An 18677-nucleotide genomic window follows, 5' to 3' on the forward strand; every position below is an offset into this window, starting at 1 on the left:
AACGTGCGTAGGGAGAAGGAACCGGAGCGAGGGGCGGGCGCTTCGTGGCTGGCTCGAAAGGCGCCGTGGTTCGGCTTGGCAGTCGCCGTATATTGCGCGCCGTTCGGCAGCGCCATGTCCCAGCAGGCCCCGCCCGCCCGGCCTTCGGAAGTGGAGTTCGACCCGAGGTTCCTGTCCGGGCCGGCCGTGGACCTGGAACGTTTCAGCAGCGGCAATGCGGTGCTGCCTGGCGTTTATGCGCTGGATGTCAGGGTGAATGGACGGCGTGCGGGCCGGTACGACGTGCGCTATGTGGCGTCAGACGGTGGCCGCACCGAGCCCTGCTTCACGCTGGGCGAGCTCGAAAAGATGGGCGTCGATACCCGGCGCATCCTCGAAGCCAGGTCTGAAGGGCCCGGCTCAGTCCAGCCTGATTCGGACCCGCTGAACACCGAGGCCTGTCTGCCGCTGAACACCATCGTGCCGCAGGCCTACGCTGTCATGGATCTAGGCGAGCTTGCGCTTGAACTATCGGTGCCGCAGGCTTATGTGCACACGCACGTTCGAGGCTGGGTGGATCCCGTGCGCTGGAACGACGGGATTACGGCCGGACTGCTCGACTACAGCCTGAACGGGTATAGCAGCAGGGCCCGCCACGGCGGGTCTCAATTCAGCAACCTCTTCCTGGGCCTGACGTCGGGCCTGAATGTCGGAAGCTGGCGTCTGCGCCAGCGGTCGACCAAGAGCTGGGCCAACAACGGCAGTTCAAGCTGGAACAGCCTGGAGCTGTTTGCCCAGCGCGGCATCAATCCGTGGCGCAGCCAGTTTCTGGTCGGAGACAGCTTCACCAGCGGCGAGCTCTTCGACTCGATTGGATTGCGCGGCGTGCGGCTATTCAGCGACGACCGGATGCTGCCCGACACATTGCGCACCTACGCGCCTATCGTGCGCGGGGTTGCGGAAACCAATGCCATCGTGACCGTGCGCCAGGCGGGGCGAGTCATCTACGAGCAGAACGTGCCGGCCGGGCCATTCCAGCTTGAAGACTTGCCCGCCTCCGGCTACGGCGGCGACCTGGATGTGACCGTGCAAGAGGCGGACGGCCGTCAAAGCACCTTCAGCGTGCCATTCTCGACGGTTCCCATGTTGTTGCGCGAGGGCGTGCACCGGTACAGCGTGGGCTTGGGAAGATACCGGAACGCCGAATCCCAAAGCGAGCCGCCGGTCTTTGAAGGGACCTATCAGTACGGGTTCACCGACGGATTCACGGGCTATACGGGCACGCAGATATCTTCCGACTACGCGTCGATCATGCTGGGCGCCGCCATCAATACGAAGGTGGGCGCGTTCTCGCTGGATGTTACGGGCGCCAACACGCAGATCGAACGAGAATCCCGAAAGGGGATCAGTACCCGCTTGAACTATTCCAATATCCTCTCCACCACGGGAACGCGGTTCTCGGTGGTGGGCTACCGCTATTCGACGTCCAACTTCTACAGCCTACGCGATGCGATCCATGCGCACGACCGGTACTCGAATCCGGACGAACCCTGGTACGACTACCGGCTCAAGCAGCGCCTGCAGGTCAACGTGTCGCAACCTGTCGGCAGCAGCGGAAACGTGTTCATCATGGCCAGCCGCCAGAACTACTGGTCAAGCCGATCTGGCTACGACCTGCAGTATCAGATCGGCTACGGCGGCAGCTATCGGTCGCTGAACTATTCCATCTTCGGGCAACGCGTGCGCAGCGGCGAATCCGCGACCTTGAGCAATCAGATCATGTTGACGCTGTCCATGCCCCTGGGCCGAAATTCCGCGCATACCGGCCCGGGTTTCAACACGGTCAGCAGCACGATGACACGATCGTCCAATGGCGACCACCAAGTGCAGGCCTCCGTCAATGGCTCGGGCGGCGCCGACATTCCGGTGTCGTTCGGCCTGACTGCCTCGACGGCCGAGACCGATTCCGCGCGCACCAACAGTCTGGGTGCTTTCGGCAGCTACCGGTCTCCTTACGGCACATATAGCGCAAGCGCTTCCACCAGCAGCCAAGCGAACCAATTCGCTATGGGGGCTCGTGGGGCGCTGGTGGTGCACGCGGGCGGCGTCACGGCGGGACCGCCATTGGGACGCGCAACCGCGCTGATCCAGGCAAAGGGGGCCGCGGGCGCCCGGGTGATCAACGGACAGGGCGCAAGCATTGATAGCAACGGCTACGCGCTGGTTCCGTACCTGTCGCCGTACCGTGTCAATAACGTCATGCTGGACCCGTCGAAACTCGGGATGGAGGTGGAACTGGGCGCGACCTCCGAGGAGGTGGTGCCGACGCTGGATTCCATCGTGCTGGTGGAGTTCCGCACCGAACAGGGCAAGCCCGTCTTGCTGCGGTTGCGGCGCCCTGATGGCGAGGCTGTGCCGCTGGGCGCGCAGGTGTACCAGACCGATGCGGACCGTGCGCTGGGCACAGTGGGACAGGGCGGTGTTGCGCTGGTGCGCGGGCTGCCCGACCAGGGCATGTTGACGATCAAGTGGGGCGACACTCCGCAGGAGCAGTGCCAGGCCGCCTATGCGCTGTCCGACGGACAGACCGCCGCTTCCTCTGGCCAGACAAAGAACGTGTCCGGCCTGATCCGGATCCAGGCCGAATGCCAGACGCCGTTCGCCGCGGCGGCCGATGCGCCCCAAGCCAAGGAGCAATCATGAACGCATCATTTTTCCGGCTGCGCCAGTGCGGCGCGCTGGCCGCCGGGTTGCTGGCCATGGCGTTGTCTTCGGGCGGCGCCGGCGCGGCGTCGGAGGCCGTCAACCTCCGGTTCATCGGCCGCTACGTGCCGCTGAGCTGCTACATCCGCGAGGCTTCCATCGACGTGGCCTTGCCCACGGTGTCGACGCAATCCTTGAGTTCGCCAGGCGATGTTGCGGGGTCGACAAGGTTCGACATTCCGATCGAGTGCGAAGGAGCGCCCGGGCAGGTGCGGGCCTACTTCGAGGCCGGCCCCACGACGGACGCCAGCGGCCGGCTGAATCCGCTGGACATGTCTCCGGCGCCTACGCCGAGCGGCGTGCAGATCGAACTGCTCAATGGGGACGGCACCGTGATACGGGTCGGCGACCGGACCTCGGTCAAGGTGGTGAACATCACCGAAGGCGTCGCGACCTTGAACATGCCGTTCTACGCGCGCTACTACGGATCTGGCGGCGCAACCCCGGGCGTCGTGAGAACGTACGTGACCTACGTCCTGGATATTCCATGAGTGCTTCCGCGATGACTGAAACGGCTTCTGACGTGCTTGCATACACACGGCTGCTGGACGATACGCTGCTGCATCTGGCGGTGCTGGAACATAGTTCGGAACTCGGACCGATACACGCATGGCGGGCGCGCTGTGTGGCGCTTTTGAGCGCGTTTGACGACGGCGTGCGGGAGTTGGCCCTGACGGCGCCTGAAGTGCGGCAGCTAAGGCTGTCGCACGCCTTGTTGCTGGATGACGCGACGCTTTCGGCGATTCCCGCCGCGCTGGCAGGCGAATGGGCGGCGGCGTCGCTGTGCCGGGTTGAACTGGGTGAGCCCGATGCCGGAAAGGTGGTGCTTGAGGACATGGATGCCCTGGCCGCCGAACCGGCCGCTACCGCGGCCTGGCTGCATTGGTACGCGAGCCTTCTGACTGCGGGACTGTTCCGCCGGTCTGCGGAGACCGGGGCGCGCAAGAGAAAGCTGATCGACCAATTGTGGTCCCTATGGCCTGCGCGGTTCGAGGGGGCTGGAAAATCATGAGCCTATGGGGGCAGCACGACGCGCCGGTGACCGTGATCGTTGCCGGGCCGGATGCAGCGCTATTTTTTGATGATGCGGCAACGAACTCGCCGGACGGGTTGCGCAAGCGATGGAGCGCAGATGCCGCCTGGGTGCTGGCTGATACACCCGAAAACCTGATTCTGATGCTGAGAAAGGCGTTGCGTAGCGGCGCCGATATTTCCGTGTTGCTGCCGCTCGTTCCCATGGGCACGGACGAAATGGCCATGCGCGGCGAATGGAAACGCTGGCGGCAGGCGGTGACGCGATGCGCAGTGCGGGGCGCGAAGCCGGTACCCGTTTATGCGGCGGTATACGCATGCCTGGGCGGCTATGGCGATACCCCGGCGCATCTGAACAGCATGGATGCCGCAGGCGTCTGGCCGGACAGCGCCATCACCATGCGTCAGGCCGTTAAGACGGTGCGCGCCTCCAGTGCGCGTATGCCTCCCAGATCCAATCTATTGCGCGAGCGTCTTGCCCTGGCAACGCTGGACTGGGCGGCTGAAGCCGCGTTGCTCGTCGCCATCGAGGAAATCGCCAGCACTCCGCCGTTTTTTCTTGCGGGACTGCTCTTGGTGGATGGCGGAACCGCAGTCCCGGATTCTTCGGCATGGGCACGGTGGATCACTGCCAGGACGGGTTTGCGTCTCAGCATTCCGTCGTCGTGCCGCGTCGCACCGGCGTTGCCGTCGCTGAATGTCGAGCCCGCGCAGGATGATGGCGGCGAACCGCCCATCCCGCCCAGGGAAGTCCGGCCGCGAAAGACAAGGAGATCCGCGACGTTGGCGGGCTTGTTCGTGGCGGCAGTGTTGCTGTCAGGGGGATTTGCGTACTGGCAGACGCATCAAGAGATCCGGCGAATGTCTGAAGGCGTGAGCCGCTACGAAGCCGTCCCGCAGGACCGGATCTTCGCCAAATGCGACGCCTTGCTGCAAATCACGGAAGACCAGCGGGAGTTCAAGCGCCGCCTCGCGTATGGCGGGATCCAATCCTGGCTGGACGAACTGGCGGGCGCTCGCGAGGCGGAAGCCCGCATGAGCGCCGCCATCGCCGCGTATCGGCCGCCGCCAACATCGCTGCGCATGGACACCATGACGACCTTCGAACCCGGTAACGCCAGGGTGCAGCGCCATACGGCGCGGCGACTGCTGGAACCGGTTGCGATTCTGTTGCGCGCCAATCCGGATCTGCGGGTCCGTATCGTCGGTCACACGGATGCGACAGGCAATCCGCAAGAGAACCTGTTGCTGTCGCTGGCCCGCGCGCAAGCCGTGCGCGATGAGTTGATGGCGATGAGCGGCGCGGACCCCGCAAGTTTTGACGTCGCGGGTATGGGCGCCGCGCAGCCGCGCGGCGACAACGCGCTGCCAGCGGGCCGGGCGCTGAACCGGCGAGTAGAGGTGTCATTGACGCCGGCGGCCTCGGCGCGCTTCGCCTGCGATGCCTTGCAGGTGAACCTCGGCGGGCTTCGCATGCGCAGCCTTGCAGGTGAACTGAGACAGCGATAGCCCCGCCACCCGTGTTGATGTTTCGCAAACTTTGGCGTGACCTTCAAGTTATCCGTGCGACGTAGGACGGCGCTGATTCCCGTGATCGAAGTGGCCGCCTAAGCTTCATTGACGTTGGGGCGCAGGGCTATGCACAGAGCTTCAGTCAGGCGCCGCCAACTCGGTAATTTACGGCAATAAATGCGCTGAACATCGCATGCATTGCCAGGTCTTCCGTACCAACCTCAAGCTAGCGTCGGAGTATTCATGGCGGTTTCCAATAGTTCACAAAAGTTCATTGCCCGCAACCGGGCGCCACGGGTGCAGATCGAATATGACGTCGAGATCTACGGCTCTGGCCGCAAGGTGGAGCTGCCCTTCGTGATGGGCGTGCTTGCCGATTTGTCGGGCAAGCCCCTGGAGGCGCTGCCCGCCATCGGGGAGCGCAAGTTTCTCAGCATTGACATCGACAATTTTGACGAGCGCATGAAGGCGATCCAGCCGCGCGTTGCCTTCGCCACCCCCAACACGTTGACAGGCGACGGCCAGATCATGGTCGACATGGTCTTCGAGAGCATGGACGACTTTTCGCCTGCCGCAATCGCCCGCAAGGTGGAACCGTTGGCAAAGCTGCTTGAAGCCAGGACCCAGTTGGCAAACCTGCAGACCTACATGGACGGCAAGGCTGGCGCCGAAAACCTGATCAATCAGGTTCTGGGCGACCCGGCGCTGTTGCGCACGCTTGCCTCTGAGCCCAAGCCCCAGCCCGCTGCGTCCGTCGATGCCTCGGCGTCCGAGTGATCGCGGCGATTACGCGCACATCTGAAACCACGAAGAGAGAACTATGGCTGTCAAGGAAAAGTCTATAGCGCAGGACGCGGCGAAGGCGGAAACGCTGGAGTCGGATTTCAACGGTCTTCTGGCGCGGGAGTTCAAGCCCAAGACCGACCAGGCGCGCGCGGCCGTCGAGCGGGCGGTGCAGACGCTGGCTGAACAGGCGCTGCAGAATGTCGTACGCATGTCCGACGATGCCTACAAGAGCATCGCGGCCATCATTGGCGAGATCGACCGCAAGCTGTCCGAACAGATCAACCAGATTCTGCATCACCAGGATTTCCAGAAACTGGAAAGCGCATGGCGCGGTCTGCATCACCTCGTCAATAACACCGAGACGGATGAGAAGCTGAAGATTCGCTTCATGGACCTGTCCAAGGACGAGTTGCGCCGGACAATGAAACGGCACAAGGGGCTGGGGTGGGACCAGAGCCCGTTCTTCAAGCAGGTCTACGAAGAGGAATACGGACAGCTGGGCGGCGAACCCTACGGCTGCCTGGTCGCGGATTACTACTTCGACCACACGCCGCATGACGTCGACCTGCTGGCCTCTATCGCCAAGGTGGCGGCCGCTTCCCATGCGCCGTTCATCGGCGGCGCGGCGCCTTCGGTGCTGCAGATGGATTCCTGGCAGGAATTGGCCAACCCGCGCGATCTGACCAAGATCTTCACGCAGAACCTGGAGTATGCGCCCTGGAATGCGCTGCGCAATTCCGAGGATGCCCGCTACATCGGCCTGGCCATGCCGCGGTTTCTATCGCGCCTGCCTTACGGCGCCAAGACCAACCCCGTCGACGAATTCGACTTCGAAGAGTCCACGGACGGTTCCGATCACCGCAAGTATGTGTGGTCCAACGCCGCGTACGCCATGGCGGTCAACATCAACCGCTCATTTAAGGAATATGGGTGGTGCACCTTGATCCGCGGCGTTGAAAGCGGCGGGGTAGTTGAAAACCTGCCTTGCCACACGTTCCCCACGGACGATGGCGGCGTGGACATGAAGTGCCCGACGGAAATCGCCATCTCGGACCGGCGCGAGGCCGAGCTGTCCAAGAACGGCTTCATACCGCTGATCCATCGAAAGAGCACGAACTACGCGGCCTTCATCGGCGCGCAGTCGCTACAGAAGCCGGCCGAATACTACGACGCCGACGCGACCGCCAACGCCAATCTGTCGGCGCGCCTGCCGTACCTGTTCGCCTGCTCGCGATTCGCGCACTACCTGAAGTGCATTGTGCGCGACAAGATCGGCTCCTTCAAAGAGCGCGACGAGATGCAGACATGGCTCAACGAATGGGTCATGAACTACGTCGACGCGGATCCCGCGAACAGTTCCCAGGAAACCAAGGCCCGTCGTCCCCTGGCTGCGGCCGAGGTCGTGGTGGAAGACGTCGAAGGCAATCCCGGGTACTACCAGGCCAAGTTCTTCCTGCGTCCGCACTTCCAGCTGGAAGGGTTGACGGTGTCGCTGCGCCTGGTGGCGAAGCTGCCGTCGGTCAAGGCCGCGGCTTGAGCGGCCGCAAGTCAAGTTGAGTATGGCGGATAACTCCGCGGGAGCAGCGGCCCGGAATGCTCTTGAATCTTGACCGGCCAATTTCGCAACAACACATGGTGTAAGGATTTCACATGGCACACGATATTTTCCTGAAAGTCGACGGTATCGAAGGTGAAGCCGAAGACGCGACCCACAAGAACGAGATCGAAGTCCTGAACTGGTCCTGGGGCGTGTCGCAACAGTCCAATATGCATATGGGCTCGGGGGGCGGCACCGGCAAGGCCACGGTTGACGACCTGACCTTCGAGCACTACATCGACCGTGCGACGCCGAACCTGGTCCAGTACTGCCTGCTCGGCAAGCACATCAAGCAGGCGCAGCTCGTGGTGCGCAAATCCGGCGGCAGTCCGCTGGAATATCTGAAGCTGACGATGAACGACGTGCTGGTTACGCGCGTCAACCCGGAAGGCGTGGGGGGAGACGAGTCCCGTCCGCGTGAACGTGTCAGCCTGTCGTTCACCAGCATGAAGCAGGAGTACATCCTCCAGAACGCTCAGGGTGGCAGCGGCGGCGCGGTGACCGCGACGTTCGACATCAAGAAGAACGCGGCCTGATTTTCGCTCGAGAACGGCGACTTGGGGGGTGGGCGGCGTTTCCAGGCTCTATCGCTGTCCACCCTTTTTTTTCTGATAGGCGCACGGCATGCCGCGCGTGTGTATTTCCTCGGGCTCTGTAGGCGCGAACTCATCCATGCATAGAACCGATACCTATTCGTTTTTTCCGAGCCGCTCCGGTTGGTCAGGTCTCTTGGCGCTGCTGTTTGTCGTGACGCTGTTGCCGGCCTGCGCAAGCAAAAAGGAAGCGCCGGAGAAGACAGTGCGCCTCGCCATCGCCATCGAGGCGGACGAGCGCGTGAACGCGGATGCGCAGGGCCGGCCGGCGCCGATACAGGTTCAGCTGTTCGAGCTGAAGTCTCGCTCCGCATTCGAAGAGGCCGACTTTTTCTCGCTGCAATCCAAGCCGCGCCAAGTGCTGGGCGCCGACCTGGCGGAGTCCACGGAACTGGTGCTGCGTCCCACGGACCGCAAGCTCATCAAGCGCCGCGTGGACGGGCAGGCGGTGGCAATTGGCGTGATCGCAGGCTATCGCGATCTTGGCCGCGCCGTGTGGCGGGCAACTTATGTACTGCCGCCCAGGCAGACGCAAGGCTGGTTCGGGTCGTCAAGCCAGGACCTGAAGGTCCAGATCAAGGTCGGCGCCGACACCGTGTCCATTGCCGAAGTGGATTGAAGTCTATGAGCCTCTACAGCAAAGTCGTATGGAGCGAGGGGTTGTTCCTCATTCCGCAGCTCTTCCAGCAGCAGGAGCGCTACCTGGAGTTCTTCGCGCACAAGCGCGCGGCGCCGTCCGGACCGTTCTTTTGGGGACTGTCGCGTTATGAGATCGACCATGAGGCGCTGTCGTTCGGAAAAATCGCCTTGCAGAAGGGGTTAGGGGTGTTCCCCGATGGGACGCCCTTTGATATCCCGGCGCACAATCCGCCGCCGGCGCCGCTGACGGTGCTGCCCGAGCACTTGAATCAAGTCATTTATCTTGCGGTCCCGCTGCGACTGCCCGACGTCGACGAGACCGGCTTTGACCTGGACCTGGGGTCCATGGCGCGCTACCTGGCTTTCGACAAGGAACTGGCGGACAGCAATGCGATCGGTCAAGGGCCGAAGGCCGTGCAGCTGGCAAGCCTGCGGCTGCGATTGATGCCGGAAAAGGAACTGACCCAGTCCTGGATCGGCATCGCGGTCGGCCGCGTCAAGTCCATTCTGTCGGACGGATCCGTCACACTGCATGACGGAGATTTCATTCCGCCCGTCAGCGCGTGCGCGGCGCATCCCCTGCTTGTGCAGTGGTCACAGCAGTTGCAGGGGCTGGTCAAGCTGCGCGCGGATGCGCTGGCCAGCCGCTTGTCGAGCGGTCAGGGCGGGGTGACCTCGGCGGCGGAAGTGTCTGACTATCTGCTGCTGCAGATCCTGAATCGGTACGACCCGCTGCTGGATCACATTTGCCACGTGGCCGAGACGCCTCCCGAGCGGCTCTATACGACGCTGGCGATGCTGGCTGGCGACCTGGCCACGTATGTCAGGCCGCAGTCGCGGCGCCCGATGGCGGCGCCGGGCTACGACCACGCGCAGCTGTATCCCAGTATCCAGCCGCTGGTGGCGGAAGTGCACAGCCTGTTGAACCAGGTGCTGGTGCGCAGCGCCCAGGCCATACCGCTGGTCGAGCAGGCGCACGGCGTGCGCGTCGCGACGCTGATGCCGTCGGAATTGCAGGGCTACGCGAATCTCGTGCTGGCGGTCAGTGCGCAGATGTCGCCGGACAACCTGCTCCAGCAGTTTCTTTCCCATACCAAGATCTCGCATCCGCAACGGTTGCCGGAACTGATCCGGTCGCACCTGCCGGGCCTGGCGTTGTCGCCCATGCCGGTGCCGCCGCGTCAGATTCCATTTGCGGCCGGAAATGTCTATTTCGAATTGTCCAGGTCGGGACCCCTGTGGGATCAGATCGCCCGACAGGGTGGGCTTGCCTTGCATATAGCCGGGCAGTTCCCCGAACTGAAACTTGAACTGTGGGGAGTTCGCAGCCGATGAACGCGCCTGGCTTTGACGTGAGAACCTTCGACTTTTTGACGGCGCCGGCGAGTTTGGCGCCGGCCAGCCCCGAGCGGGATTCGCCGAAAGTCGAGACCGCGCTGGACGAGGAGGGCATTGCCGCCGACTTCGCCACGCGCCTTGAGGCCGTCCAGGCCTCGAAGAACCCGCTGCTTGAGGCGGCGGGCCCCTTGCTGCGGCTGTTGGCGTCCATGCCCGAGAACCTGCCCGACCAGACTGCGATCCTGGCGCTGCGGCAGTTGCTGGTGCGCGAGATCGGCGTGTTCCAGAACATCTGCGACAAGGCCGACGTGCCCTGGAAGAACGTGGCGGTTGCGCGTTATTGCCTGTGCACGGCGCTGGACGAAGCCGCCAACCGCAGCGTCTGGGGGGCAGGCGGCGTCTGGGCTGCGCAGGGGATGCTGATCGCGTTCGAAGGCGAGGTGGACGGCGGCGAGAAGTTCTTCCTGTTGATCGGGCGCATGGCAAGCGACCCCGAAGAGTATGCCAACGCGCTGGAGGTGCTGTACCACATCCTGGGCCTGGGATTCGAAGGCCGCTACAGCGTCGTGGCGGACGGCCACCGTCATCTTGAACAGATCCGCCAGCGCCTTTCGGCATTGGTGGCGCGGGCCCGGGATTCGGCGTCCAGCGAACTGTCCGTCAATTGGCAAGGGGAAGGCCCTGCCGGGCAGGGCCTGCGCCGGGCAGTCCCGGGTTGGCTGAGTGCGGCGCTGGCGCTGCTGATAACGGCCAGCGTGCTTGGCTATTTGCTCAATCACGTGACGGCGCTGCGCGATTCGGTGGCGCAGCGCATTTCGCTGGTGGGGATCCCGGGGCAGCAAACCGTCGTAGGCGCCGCCGTGGCGGAGCCGATGCAGCCCGCGTCCCGCTTGAGGCTGGCCGAACTGCTCAAGGAAGAGATTGCGCGGGGACTTGTGAAGCTGCGCGAGGAACCCAAGCGCACGCTGGTCACGTTCCCGGGAGACACCATGTTCGTGTCGGGGCGCAGCGATGTGCTGCCGCCAATGGTCGCGGTGCTGGAGCGCGTGGCCGACGAAGTCAGGCGGGTGGAGGGCAAGGTCGAGGTGGTTGGGTACACCGATAACCAGCCTATTCGAACCCGGCAATTCCCGGACAACCAGGCGCTGTCGCAAAAGCGCGCCGAATTCGTGCGCGACGTGTTCCTGAAGCGGGGGATGGCGCCCGAAAACGCGGTGGCTGCGGGCCGGGGCGAATTCAATCCCCTGGGCGACAACGCGACGGCGGAAGGCAGGGCTCAAAACCGCCGGGTCGAACTGTACGTGACTTCGTATTGACACGCGCACGCCGTCAGGCGGGAAATGGACTAACAAACAATGAAACGATTGCTGGGCTTTCTGTTGTCTTGGCGCTTCGTGGCCATTATCGTCCTGGTGCTCCTGGCCGGGGCGATCTGGGTCGTGGGGCCGATGGTCGATGTGGGCGGCTTGAAGCCGGTGGAAGGCGCGGTCGTGCGCCTGGTCGTGATCGGCCTGCTGCTGGCGGCGCTTTGCTTCTGGCTGCTCGATTGGCCGCTATGGATCATTTGGGTCGCGGCGCTGTGCGCGCTTGTCTGGTTCGGCGGTCCGATGGCGGCCGTCGGCGAGTTGCGCCCGCTTAAGGAAGTGGGCGTGCGCATCGGGGTGATTTCCGTCATTTTGTTGTTGACGACGCTCTATGGCCTGTACCGCTTGTTCAGGCTGTTGCGCACCGATGAAGCGCTGTTGCGCCGCATTCTTGCCCCCAAGGCCGATGCCGCCAGTCCCGATGCGCCGACCGAGGTAAGGGCCGTCAAGCTGGTGGTCTCCAAAGCCGTGGTACAGCTCAAGCGCCTGCGCGGCGCGCCGCGGGGATGGCGGCGCCTGCTCGAGAGCAAGCGCTATCTGTACGAATTGCCGTGGTACATGATCATCGGCACGCCTGGCGCGGGAAAAACCACTGCCATCCTGAACTCGGGACTGGATTTTCCGTTGGCCGAGCAGATGGGCGTAGCCAGCATTCCCGGGTCCGGAGGCACCGTCAATTGCGATTGGTGGTTCACGAACGAGGCCGTGATGATCGACACCGCGGGCCGGTACAGCGACCAGAACGAACAGGGAAACGCCCAGGCGGCGGCCGTGAATGCGGCCGAATGGCAGGGGTTCCTGGGCGCCTTGCGCAAGCACCGGACCCGCGCGCCGATCAATGGCGTCATCCTGGCGGTGAGCGTGGCGGAACTGCTGGAGAAGCCGGAGGGCGATGGCGGCGCGCTCGCGGCCATTCTGCGGGCACGCCTGGCGGACCTGCGCAACGAGCTGGGCATACGCTTCCCGGTCTATGTGCTGGTCACCAAGCTGGATCTTTTGCCCGGCTTTGACGAGTACTTCCAGGCCATGACGGCAGAAGGGCGGTCTCAGGTCTGGGGCTTTACGCTGGATTACGCACGCCGGGAATCGGAAGGCCAGGACATCGACCTGAAGGCGCGGTTCGACGAGGAATTTCAATTGCTGGAGCGGCGCCTGGAGGATGGGCTGAATGCGCGCCTGGTGGAGGAATACGGGCTGGCGCGCCGCAAGCGGCTGTATCCGTTTCCGCAGGAGTTCCGCAGCCTTGCCGGCCTGCTGACGGATCTGCTGTCCAAGGTGTTCCTGGATTCCCGGTACGACGACGTCCAGATCCAGCGCATGCTGCGCGGCGTGTACCTGACCAGCGCGCAACAGGCGGAGACCGTCCTGAACGCCGACCAGAACGCGCTGTTCGAACGCCTGAGGCGCACGCTGCGCCGCCTCTACGGTGGCGACGAAATCGTGCTGTCTTCCAGCGGCCGCGAGCCGGCGCTGATGGCGCACCGCAGCTACTTTCTTCGCAATCTGTTCAAGCAGGTCGTCATCCCGGAATCGCACCTGGTGCAGCCCAACCGCAAGTGGATCATGGCGCGGGCGGCGTTGCGCTGGGGCGTGCACGTGGGCTCGGCCGCGCTGGCGGCCTGGCTGGTGGTCGGCATGGTGGGCAGCCACGCCCGGAACGAGCAGTATCTGGAGGTGGTCGGCGAAAGGGCGGATGCGCTGGCGCAGCGCGTGGAAAACGCTTCAGGCGAAACGCTGGACGCGCAGCGGGTGCGCATGCTGACCGAGGCGGCCAGGCTTGCCCATGTGGATGGCCTGGACCTGGACATGCCGGCGCTGGAGTACCGCTACGGCTTGTATTCGGCGCCGCCGGTGGACGCGGCCGTGCAAGAGGCCTACGCGCGACTGCTGCGCACCTACCTGTTGCCTCCGGTTGAGGCCACGCTTGCGCGCGCGCTGCGGGAGCAGCTGGCGCGCAAGAACACCGAAGCACTCTACACCACGCTCGGTCTGTACCTGTCGCTGTTCGACACCCGGTTCTACGAGCCCGACGCGCTCATTGGCTGGGTTGAGAACGACTGGGCGGATTCCCGCCAGGACAGCGATCGCGAGAAATCGCAATTGGCCGTGCACTTGCGCTCGTTGTTCAGTGGCGACTACGAAGCCAAAGCGGTCTCGGAGCGCGATACGGCGCTGGTGGAACAGGTTCGGGCGTTCCTGCAGGAGCGCCCGGACGCCCCGCGCCTGTACGACAGGGCGCTGCGTGCGCTTGCTGATGTAGCGCCGGCGCCATTTTCGCTGCACCAGGCTTTGGGCGCCAACGACGCGGCATTGTTCAGCGACCAGGCGCCGGGTAGGGATGCGGGCGTGCCGGGTCTGTATACGTACGCCGGATACCGCGACGTCTTTCGCAAGCGCTTGAGCGGGTTCGTCGACGCGGTGTGGGCGCGCGACAACTGGCTGATGGGGCGGCAGGCGGGCGGCGATACGCCGCTGGACCAGGCGCAGGGCCTGGGCCGTTTCTGGCTGGACAAAGAGCAGGTGGAACGCGAAATCCATACACAGTATCTGCGCGACTACGCGGCGCACTGGGAGCGTTACCTGGGTCAGATACGTCTGGCCTCGGTGTCGGAGGCCAGCGATGCGCCGCTGTCGGTCGATGTCGCGACCTTGCGCGCATTGACCGCCGCGGACTCGCCGCTCTCGCGGCTCGGATTCGTGCTGGCGCGCAACACGACGCTGAGCGATGCGTCGGCTCCCGGCAATCCGACGGCAGCCGCGGCCGCGGAGGTGGCCATGGAGACGGCGCAACGGCGGTCGAGTTCGGTAGGCAGGGCGTCGGATGCGCTGGGCAAGCTTGCCTCGGGGTTTGACCAGGACAAGCTGGTGCAAGACATGGTGGACAAGCGGTTTTCGGCGCTGCGGGAAGTCGTGACCGGATCGCCCACGCCGGGCCAGATCGACCCGGCCAAGCCGGGCGCGCAGCTCCAGCAGGTGCTGCAACTGGTGGCGGAGCAATACAACCAGATGTCCGTGGCCAGCAACGCATTGGCTACCGCCAGCATGCCGCCCGTGCAGGAATCGGCGTCCGCGCTGATCCTGACCGCCGACACGCTGCCCGCGCCGTTCAAGCGAATCCTGGCGGTGCTGTTCCAGCGCACGGCCAGCCAACTGGGACGCGAGACCGGGCTGTTATTGGCCGAGCAGGTCAACGCGTCGGTTGGGAGGACTTGCCGCGCCGCCATCTCTGGCAAGTTCCCTTTCGCGGATGCCGAGCAGGAAGTCGATCCGGACGACTTTGTGCAGTTGTTCGCCGCGGGCGGGCTGTTCGACGCGACCTTCCAGCGCTCCCTGGCCAGCTACGTCGACACCAGTTCGACGCCCTGGCGCTACAAGTCCGTCAATCCGGGCACGCCCGCGATTCGCGGGCCTGACCTGCATCCATTCGAGCGGGCCGCCGAAATACGCGCGGCATTCTTCGGTGGCGGCGACGGCAAGGGCCTGAACTACCGTTTGACCGGCCGCATCGTCTCGGTGGACACCAGCATTACTGAGCTGATGCTGGATGTCGACGGAGAGCGCTTGCGTTACGTGCATGGCCCGATCTCGCCCTTCTCGTTCGCGTGGCCGGGCCCCCGCAGCGGCAGTTCGCTGGAACTGTCGGCCAAGCCGCGGGTGTCCGCCGAAACGTCTTCGATCTATCTCACCGGCCCCTGGGCGCCGCTGCGCCTGTTGGAGTACGGGCGCGTCACGTCGACGGCGTCGTCGGGCAGGGCGCTGGTCGACTTCGAATTCGACGGCCGGCACGCCGTCCTGGAACTGGGCGGCGGCCGCAGGGGGAATTTCTTGACGGGGACGTTGTTGCGCGGCTTCCGCTGCCCTGGGGGAGCGTTGTGAACCTGCCTCGCCCCGCCTACTGGGGGAAGCTGCCGGCTTATGGCGACTTCGTGCGCCAGAGCGCGCCGTCCGAGGTCCAGGAGGCGTGGAGAACCTGGCTGCGCGGCCCGCTGCAGCGTGCAAGGCAGGAATCCCGGCTGGCGGACGCCCATGCGATGCCCTGGAGCTTTGTCATGACGCCGGGATGCCTGGCATTTTCGCGCGACCGTTATGTGGCGGGCGTCTATGCCCAATCGCAAGACAAGTTCGGGCGCGAACACCCGTTCCTGATGTGGTTCCTGCTGGACCCCGCCAAGGTGTCTTCGTTGCTGGGCACGCACGACAACGCCTTGTTCTGCCTGTCGCGGCTGCTGTGCGGGCACCTGACGGCGCCCGCGCCCGGCTTGAGCGAGGGACTGATAGATCAGATCAACAGATTGTGGCGCGTGCCGCGAGGCGGCTTGCTGAGGGGCCTGCGGCGGAGCAACGACGGGCCGGACTTTGCGGCTGCTCGCGCCTGGGCGCACGCAGGGCCGTCCGACGGTCAGACCGATGGGCTGGCGGGTGTGCCCTACGCGCCCTGGCGGGATTGGCCTTCCACGATTTTCGGCGATTCCACGCAGGCGTGGTACTGGCAGCAGGACGCGCAAGCGGGGTATGTGAGTTTCTTATCGGTGGCGGCCAGCGAGTCCGCCGACCTGGACTGAAGGCTGCCGGCGCGTCGAACCGCGGCGCGCCGGCTGGCCGAATCAACCAAGCCTGAGGAAGTCAATGATGGCTAGCGAAAATATCCCTTTACTGAATCAAGCCCGCACGGTGCAGATTCGCGGCGCGGGTCTGCCGTCGACCCTGGGCCGGCCCATGTTGCGCTTCCGGTCGCTGGAAGGCCGGGAGCGGATGGGCCAACTGTTTACCTACGAGGTGCTCCTGCGCACGCCGAATTCCACGCAAATGCCCTTGTCGGTATCGGCCAACGTCGATCTCAAGGACATGATCGGCAAGGAATTGACCGTCACGATCCAGCTTTCGGACGGAACCGGCCGGGAGATCACGGGGCTGGTAGTGAAGGCCGGGTTCGTCCGGCAGGACGGAGACCACAATCTTTATCGGGTCATTCTGCGTCCGTGGCTCTGGCTGGCCACGTTGACCACCGACTACAAGATCTTCCAGGACCAGAGCGTGGTCGAGATCATTGATTCGGTGCTCAAGGATTATCCGTATCCGGTGGACAAGCGGCTGGATATCGAGAAGTACGCGATTCTGCCGGAGAGCCTGTCCAACGAACCGCGGAACTTCCAGGTTCAGTACGGCGAGACCGATTTCGACTTCATCCAGCGCTTGATGGAGGAATGGGGCATCTACTGGTTCTTCGAGCACTCGGGGGGAACGCACCGGCTGGTGTTGTGCGACCACGTCGGCGCCCACCGCCCGCCCGACAGCCCCGCCTACCAGGATATTGCGATGCAGGCGGAGGGCGGACGCCTTGACGTCGATGTATTCCACGAGTTCGGCGTCGACGAGCGCCTGTTTCCGGGGCGCGTGGTGGTCGATGACTTCGATTTCACGCGGCCGCGGATGCCGCTGGCGACGTCCAGCCATCAGCCGCGCGAGACCAGTTGGGCCGAGGGCGAGATCTACGAGTGGCCGGGCGACTACACCGATGCCAAGCACGGCGCGCTCATCAGCCGCGTGCGCATGGAGGAGCGGCGCGCGCGCGGGGTGCGTTCGCACGGATACGGGAATGTCCGGGGCTTGGCGGCGGGGCAGACCTTCTTCCTGACCGAGCACCTGTACGAGCGGGCAAACCGCGAGTATCTGGTGCTGGCGTCCGACCTGGTGCTGAACGAGATCGAAGAAGAGTCCGGCGGGTCGGTGACGTACGAGTGCGTCAACCAGATGGAAGTCCAGCCCACCGAGGAAGTGTTCCGCATGCCCCGGACGCTACCCAAGCCCGTCGTGAGCGGCCCGCAGTCGGCCATCGTGGTCGGCCCCCCGGGGCAGGAGGTGTGGACCGATGAGTTTGGACGGGTCAAGGTCCGCTTCCTGTGGGACCGCTACGCGCGCAACGACGCGTCGGATTCCTGCTGGGTGCGTGTCAATCAGGCCTGGGCCGGCTCCAACTTTGGCGGCATGTACATCCCCCGCATCGGCCAGGAAGTGGTCATCAGCTTCATGAACGGCGATCCCGACCGTCCCATCATCCTGGGCGGTCTCTACAACAGCGTGACGCGACCACCGTGGGATCTGCCGGGCGAGGCGACCAAGAGCGGGATCAAGACCCGCAGCCTTGAAGGCGGGCGGGAAAACTACAACGGCCTGCGCTTCGAGGACAGGGTGGGCGCCGAAGAGTTCTATATGCAGGCCGAGCGCGAGATGGTGACCCTGACCAAGGGCAATGAATCCCGCACCGTGGCCCTGTCGCTTGGGATGTTGGTAGGGCTTAACCACAATGAGTGCGTGGGCGGCATGCTCAGTAGCACGGTGGTGGGCGCGGCGTCCTATAACGTCGGCCTGGCGCACTCCACGCAGGTCGGCGGCGCCTGCGCGCTCAATGTCGGCGGGGCCTACGCCGTGAACGTGGGCGCCGCGGTCAACTTCAACGTGGGGGCGGGCTACCTGCTGAATGCGGGCGCGGCGGTTTCGATCACCTGCGGAAAGTCCGCCATCAATATGTTGCACGACGGCACCATAAAGATCATCGGGAAGGCGGTCGAAATCGTCGGCGCCGAGGCGGTGAAGGTCAAGGGCACGGAGGTGCACTTAGACAAATACGAGAAGAAGAAAGATAAGGGAGCCTTGGGATTCGGCATGGGCCTGGGCGTCCCGCCGGTGGTGTTGCCAGATATCCCGAAGGATCTCTTGGCTGGGTTGAAGGCAGGGCTTGTTTTGCCGTTGCCGTTGCCAGGGCTGCCCCCGTCGGGGACGCTGCCTCCGGTGGGAACACCGACACCGCCGGGAACGCCGACGCCGACGCCGCCGGGAACGACGACGCCGACGCCGACGCCGACGGAAACACCGACGCCGACGCCGACGGAAACGCCGCCGCCGACGCCGACGGAAACACCGCCGCCGACGCCGACGGAAACACCGCCGCCGACGCCGACGGAAACACCGCCGCCGACGCCGACCGATACACCGACGCCGACGCCGACGGAAACGCCGCCGCCGACGCCGACGGAAACACCGCCGCCGACGCCGACGGAAAACACCGACGCCGAC

Annotated in this window: 13 protein-coding genes; all 13 read left to right on the plus strand. The window is 64.5% G+C overall.

The annotated features are described in order from the left end of the window. The first annotated feature begins 114 nt into the window (after nt 1-114). Nucleotides 115-2682 carry a fimbria/pilus outer membrane usher protein gene (locus KYC_RS03795; RefSeq protein WP_167310234.1) on the plus strand — a complete coding sequence of 856 codons (2568 nt, stop codon included), beginning with the start codon at nt 115-117 and terminating at the stop codon, nt 2680-2682. Then, nucleotides 2679-3233, plus strand: coding sequence for a fimbrial protein (locus tag KYC_RS03800; RefSeq protein WP_008159035.1), 555 nt, complete (start codon nt 2679-2681; stop codon nt 3231-3233). Before KYC_RS03795 ends, KYC_RS03800 begins: the two co-directional genes overlap by 4 nt. Then, nucleotides 3230-3754 (plus strand): DotU family type IV/VI secretion system protein, encoded by a 525-nt coding sequence (locus tag KYC_RS03805; RefSeq protein WP_008159036.1) that lies wholly within the window; start codon nt 3230-3232, stop codon nt 3752-3754. Before KYC_RS03800 ends, KYC_RS03805 begins: the two co-directional genes overlap by 4 nt. Next, a complete protein-coding gene (locus tag KYC_RS03810; RefSeq protein ID WP_008159039.1) occupies nt 3751-5283 on the plus strand; it encodes an OmpA family protein in 1533 nt (510 codons plus the stop codon). Before KYC_RS03805 ends, KYC_RS03810 begins: the two co-directional genes overlap by 4 nt. A gap of 246 nt (nt 5284-5529) precedes the next feature. Next, nucleotides 5530-6063: a type VI secretion system contractile sheath small subunit gene (tssB, locus tag KYC_RS03815; RefSeq protein WP_008159040.1), complete on the plus strand. Its 534-nt coding sequence runs from the start codon at nt 5530-5532 to the stop codon at nt 6061-6063. A 43-nt stretch (nt 6064-6106) separates the two neighbouring features. Further along, nucleotides 6107-7609: a type VI secretion system contractile sheath large subunit gene (gene tssC, locus KYC_RS03820; RefSeq protein ID WP_008159042.1), complete on the plus strand. Its 1503-nt coding sequence runs from the start codon at nt 6107-6109 to the stop codon at nt 7607-7609. A 113-nt stretch (nt 7610-7722) separates the two neighbouring features. Beyond that, entirely contained in the window at nt 7723-8205 is a 483-nt protein-coding gene (locus KYC_RS03825; RefSeq protein ID WP_008159044.1) for an Hcp family type VI secretion system effector, read from the plus strand. Nucleotides 8206-8341: 136 nt separating this feature from the next. Next, nucleotides 8342-8881: a type VI secretion system lipoprotein TssJ gene (gene tssJ / locus KYC_RS03830; protein WP_238531879.1), complete on the plus strand. Its 540-nt coding sequence runs from the start codon at nt 8342-8344 to the stop codon at nt 8879-8881. A 5-nt stretch (nt 8882-8886) separates the two neighbouring features. Next, nucleotides 8887-10236, plus strand: a complete 1350-nt coding sequence (tssK, locus tag KYC_RS03835) for a type VI secretion system baseplate subunit TssK (RefSeq protein ID WP_008159048.1) — start codon at nt 8887-8889, stop codon at nt 10234-10236. Continuing rightward, the gene (tssL, locus tag KYC_RS03840; protein WP_008159050.1) at nt 10233-11555 is read left to right on the plus strand and encodes a type VI secretion system protein TssL, long form; all 1323 of its coding nucleotides are present in this window, start codon (nt 10233-10235) and stop codon (nt 11553-11555) included. Before tssK ends, tssL begins: the two co-directional genes overlap by 4 nt. Before the next feature lie 39 nt (nt 11556-11594). Continuing rightward, a complete protein-coding gene (tssM, locus tag KYC_RS03845; protein ID WP_043517466.1) occupies nt 11595-15479 on the plus strand; it encodes a type VI secretion system membrane subunit TssM in 3885 nt (1294 codons plus the stop codon). Further along, the gene (gene tagF / locus KYC_RS03850; RefSeq protein WP_008159053.1) at nt 15476-16165 is read left to right on the plus strand and encodes a type VI secretion system-associated protein TagF; all 690 of its coding nucleotides are present in this window, start codon (nt 15476-15478) and stop codon (nt 16163-16165) included. The genes tssM and tagF overlap by 4 nt, the downstream gene beginning before the upstream one ends. A 64-nt stretch (nt 16166-16229) precedes the next feature. Continuing rightward, the coding region (locus KYC_RS03855; RefSeq protein WP_043517467.1) for a type VI secretion system Vgr family protein at nt 16230-18677 on the plus strand (2448 nt) is incomplete at its 3' end.

The organism is Achromobacter arsenitoxydans SY8, from assembly GCF_000236785.1.
In the GTDB taxonomy this organism is placed as follows: Bacteria; Pseudomonadota; Gammaproteobacteria; order Burkholderiales; family Burkholderiaceae_B; genus Achromobacter; species Achromobacter arsenitoxydans.

Coding starts and splice junctions, on each gene's coding strand:
- KYC_RS03795 (WP_167310234.1), top strand. CDS start 115: ATGTCCCAGCAGGCCCCGCCCGCCCGGCCTTCGGAAGTGGAGTTCGAC.
- KYC_RS03800 (WP_008159035.1), top strand. CDS start 2,679: ATGAACGCATCATTTTTCCGGCTGCGCCAGTGCGGCGCGCTGGCCGCC.
- KYC_RS03805 (WP_008159036.1), top strand. CDS start 3,230: ATGAGTGCTTCCGCGATGACTGAAACGGCTTCTGACGTGCTTGCATAC.
- KYC_RS03810 (WP_008159039.1), top strand. CDS start 3,751: ATGAGCCTATGGGGGCAGCACGACGCGCCGGTGACCGTGATCGTTGCC.
- tssB (WP_008159040.1), top strand. CDS start 5,530: ATGGCGGTTTCCAATAGTTCACAAAAGTTCATTGCCCGCAACCGGGCG.
- tssC (WP_008159042.1), top strand. CDS start 6,107: ATGGCTGTCAAGGAAAAGTCTATAGCGCAGGACGCGGCGAAGGCGGAA.
- KYC_RS03825 (WP_008159044.1), top strand. CDS start 7,723: ATGGCACACGATATTTTCCTGAAAGTCGACGGTATCGAAGGTGAAGCC.
- tssJ (WP_238531879.1), top strand. CDS start 8,342: ATGCATAGAACCGATACCTATTCGTTTTTTCCGAGCCGCTCCGGTTGG.
- tssK (WP_008159048.1), top strand. CDS start 8,887: ATGAGCCTCTACAGCAAAGTCGTATGGAGCGAGGGGTTGTTCCTCATT.
- tssL (WP_008159050.1), top strand. CDS start 10,233: ATGAACGCGCCTGGCTTTGACGTGAGAACCTTCGACTTTTTGACGGCG.
- tssM (WP_043517466.1), top strand. CDS start 11,595: ATGAAACGATTGCTGGGCTTTCTGTTGTCTTGGCGCTTCGTGGCCATT.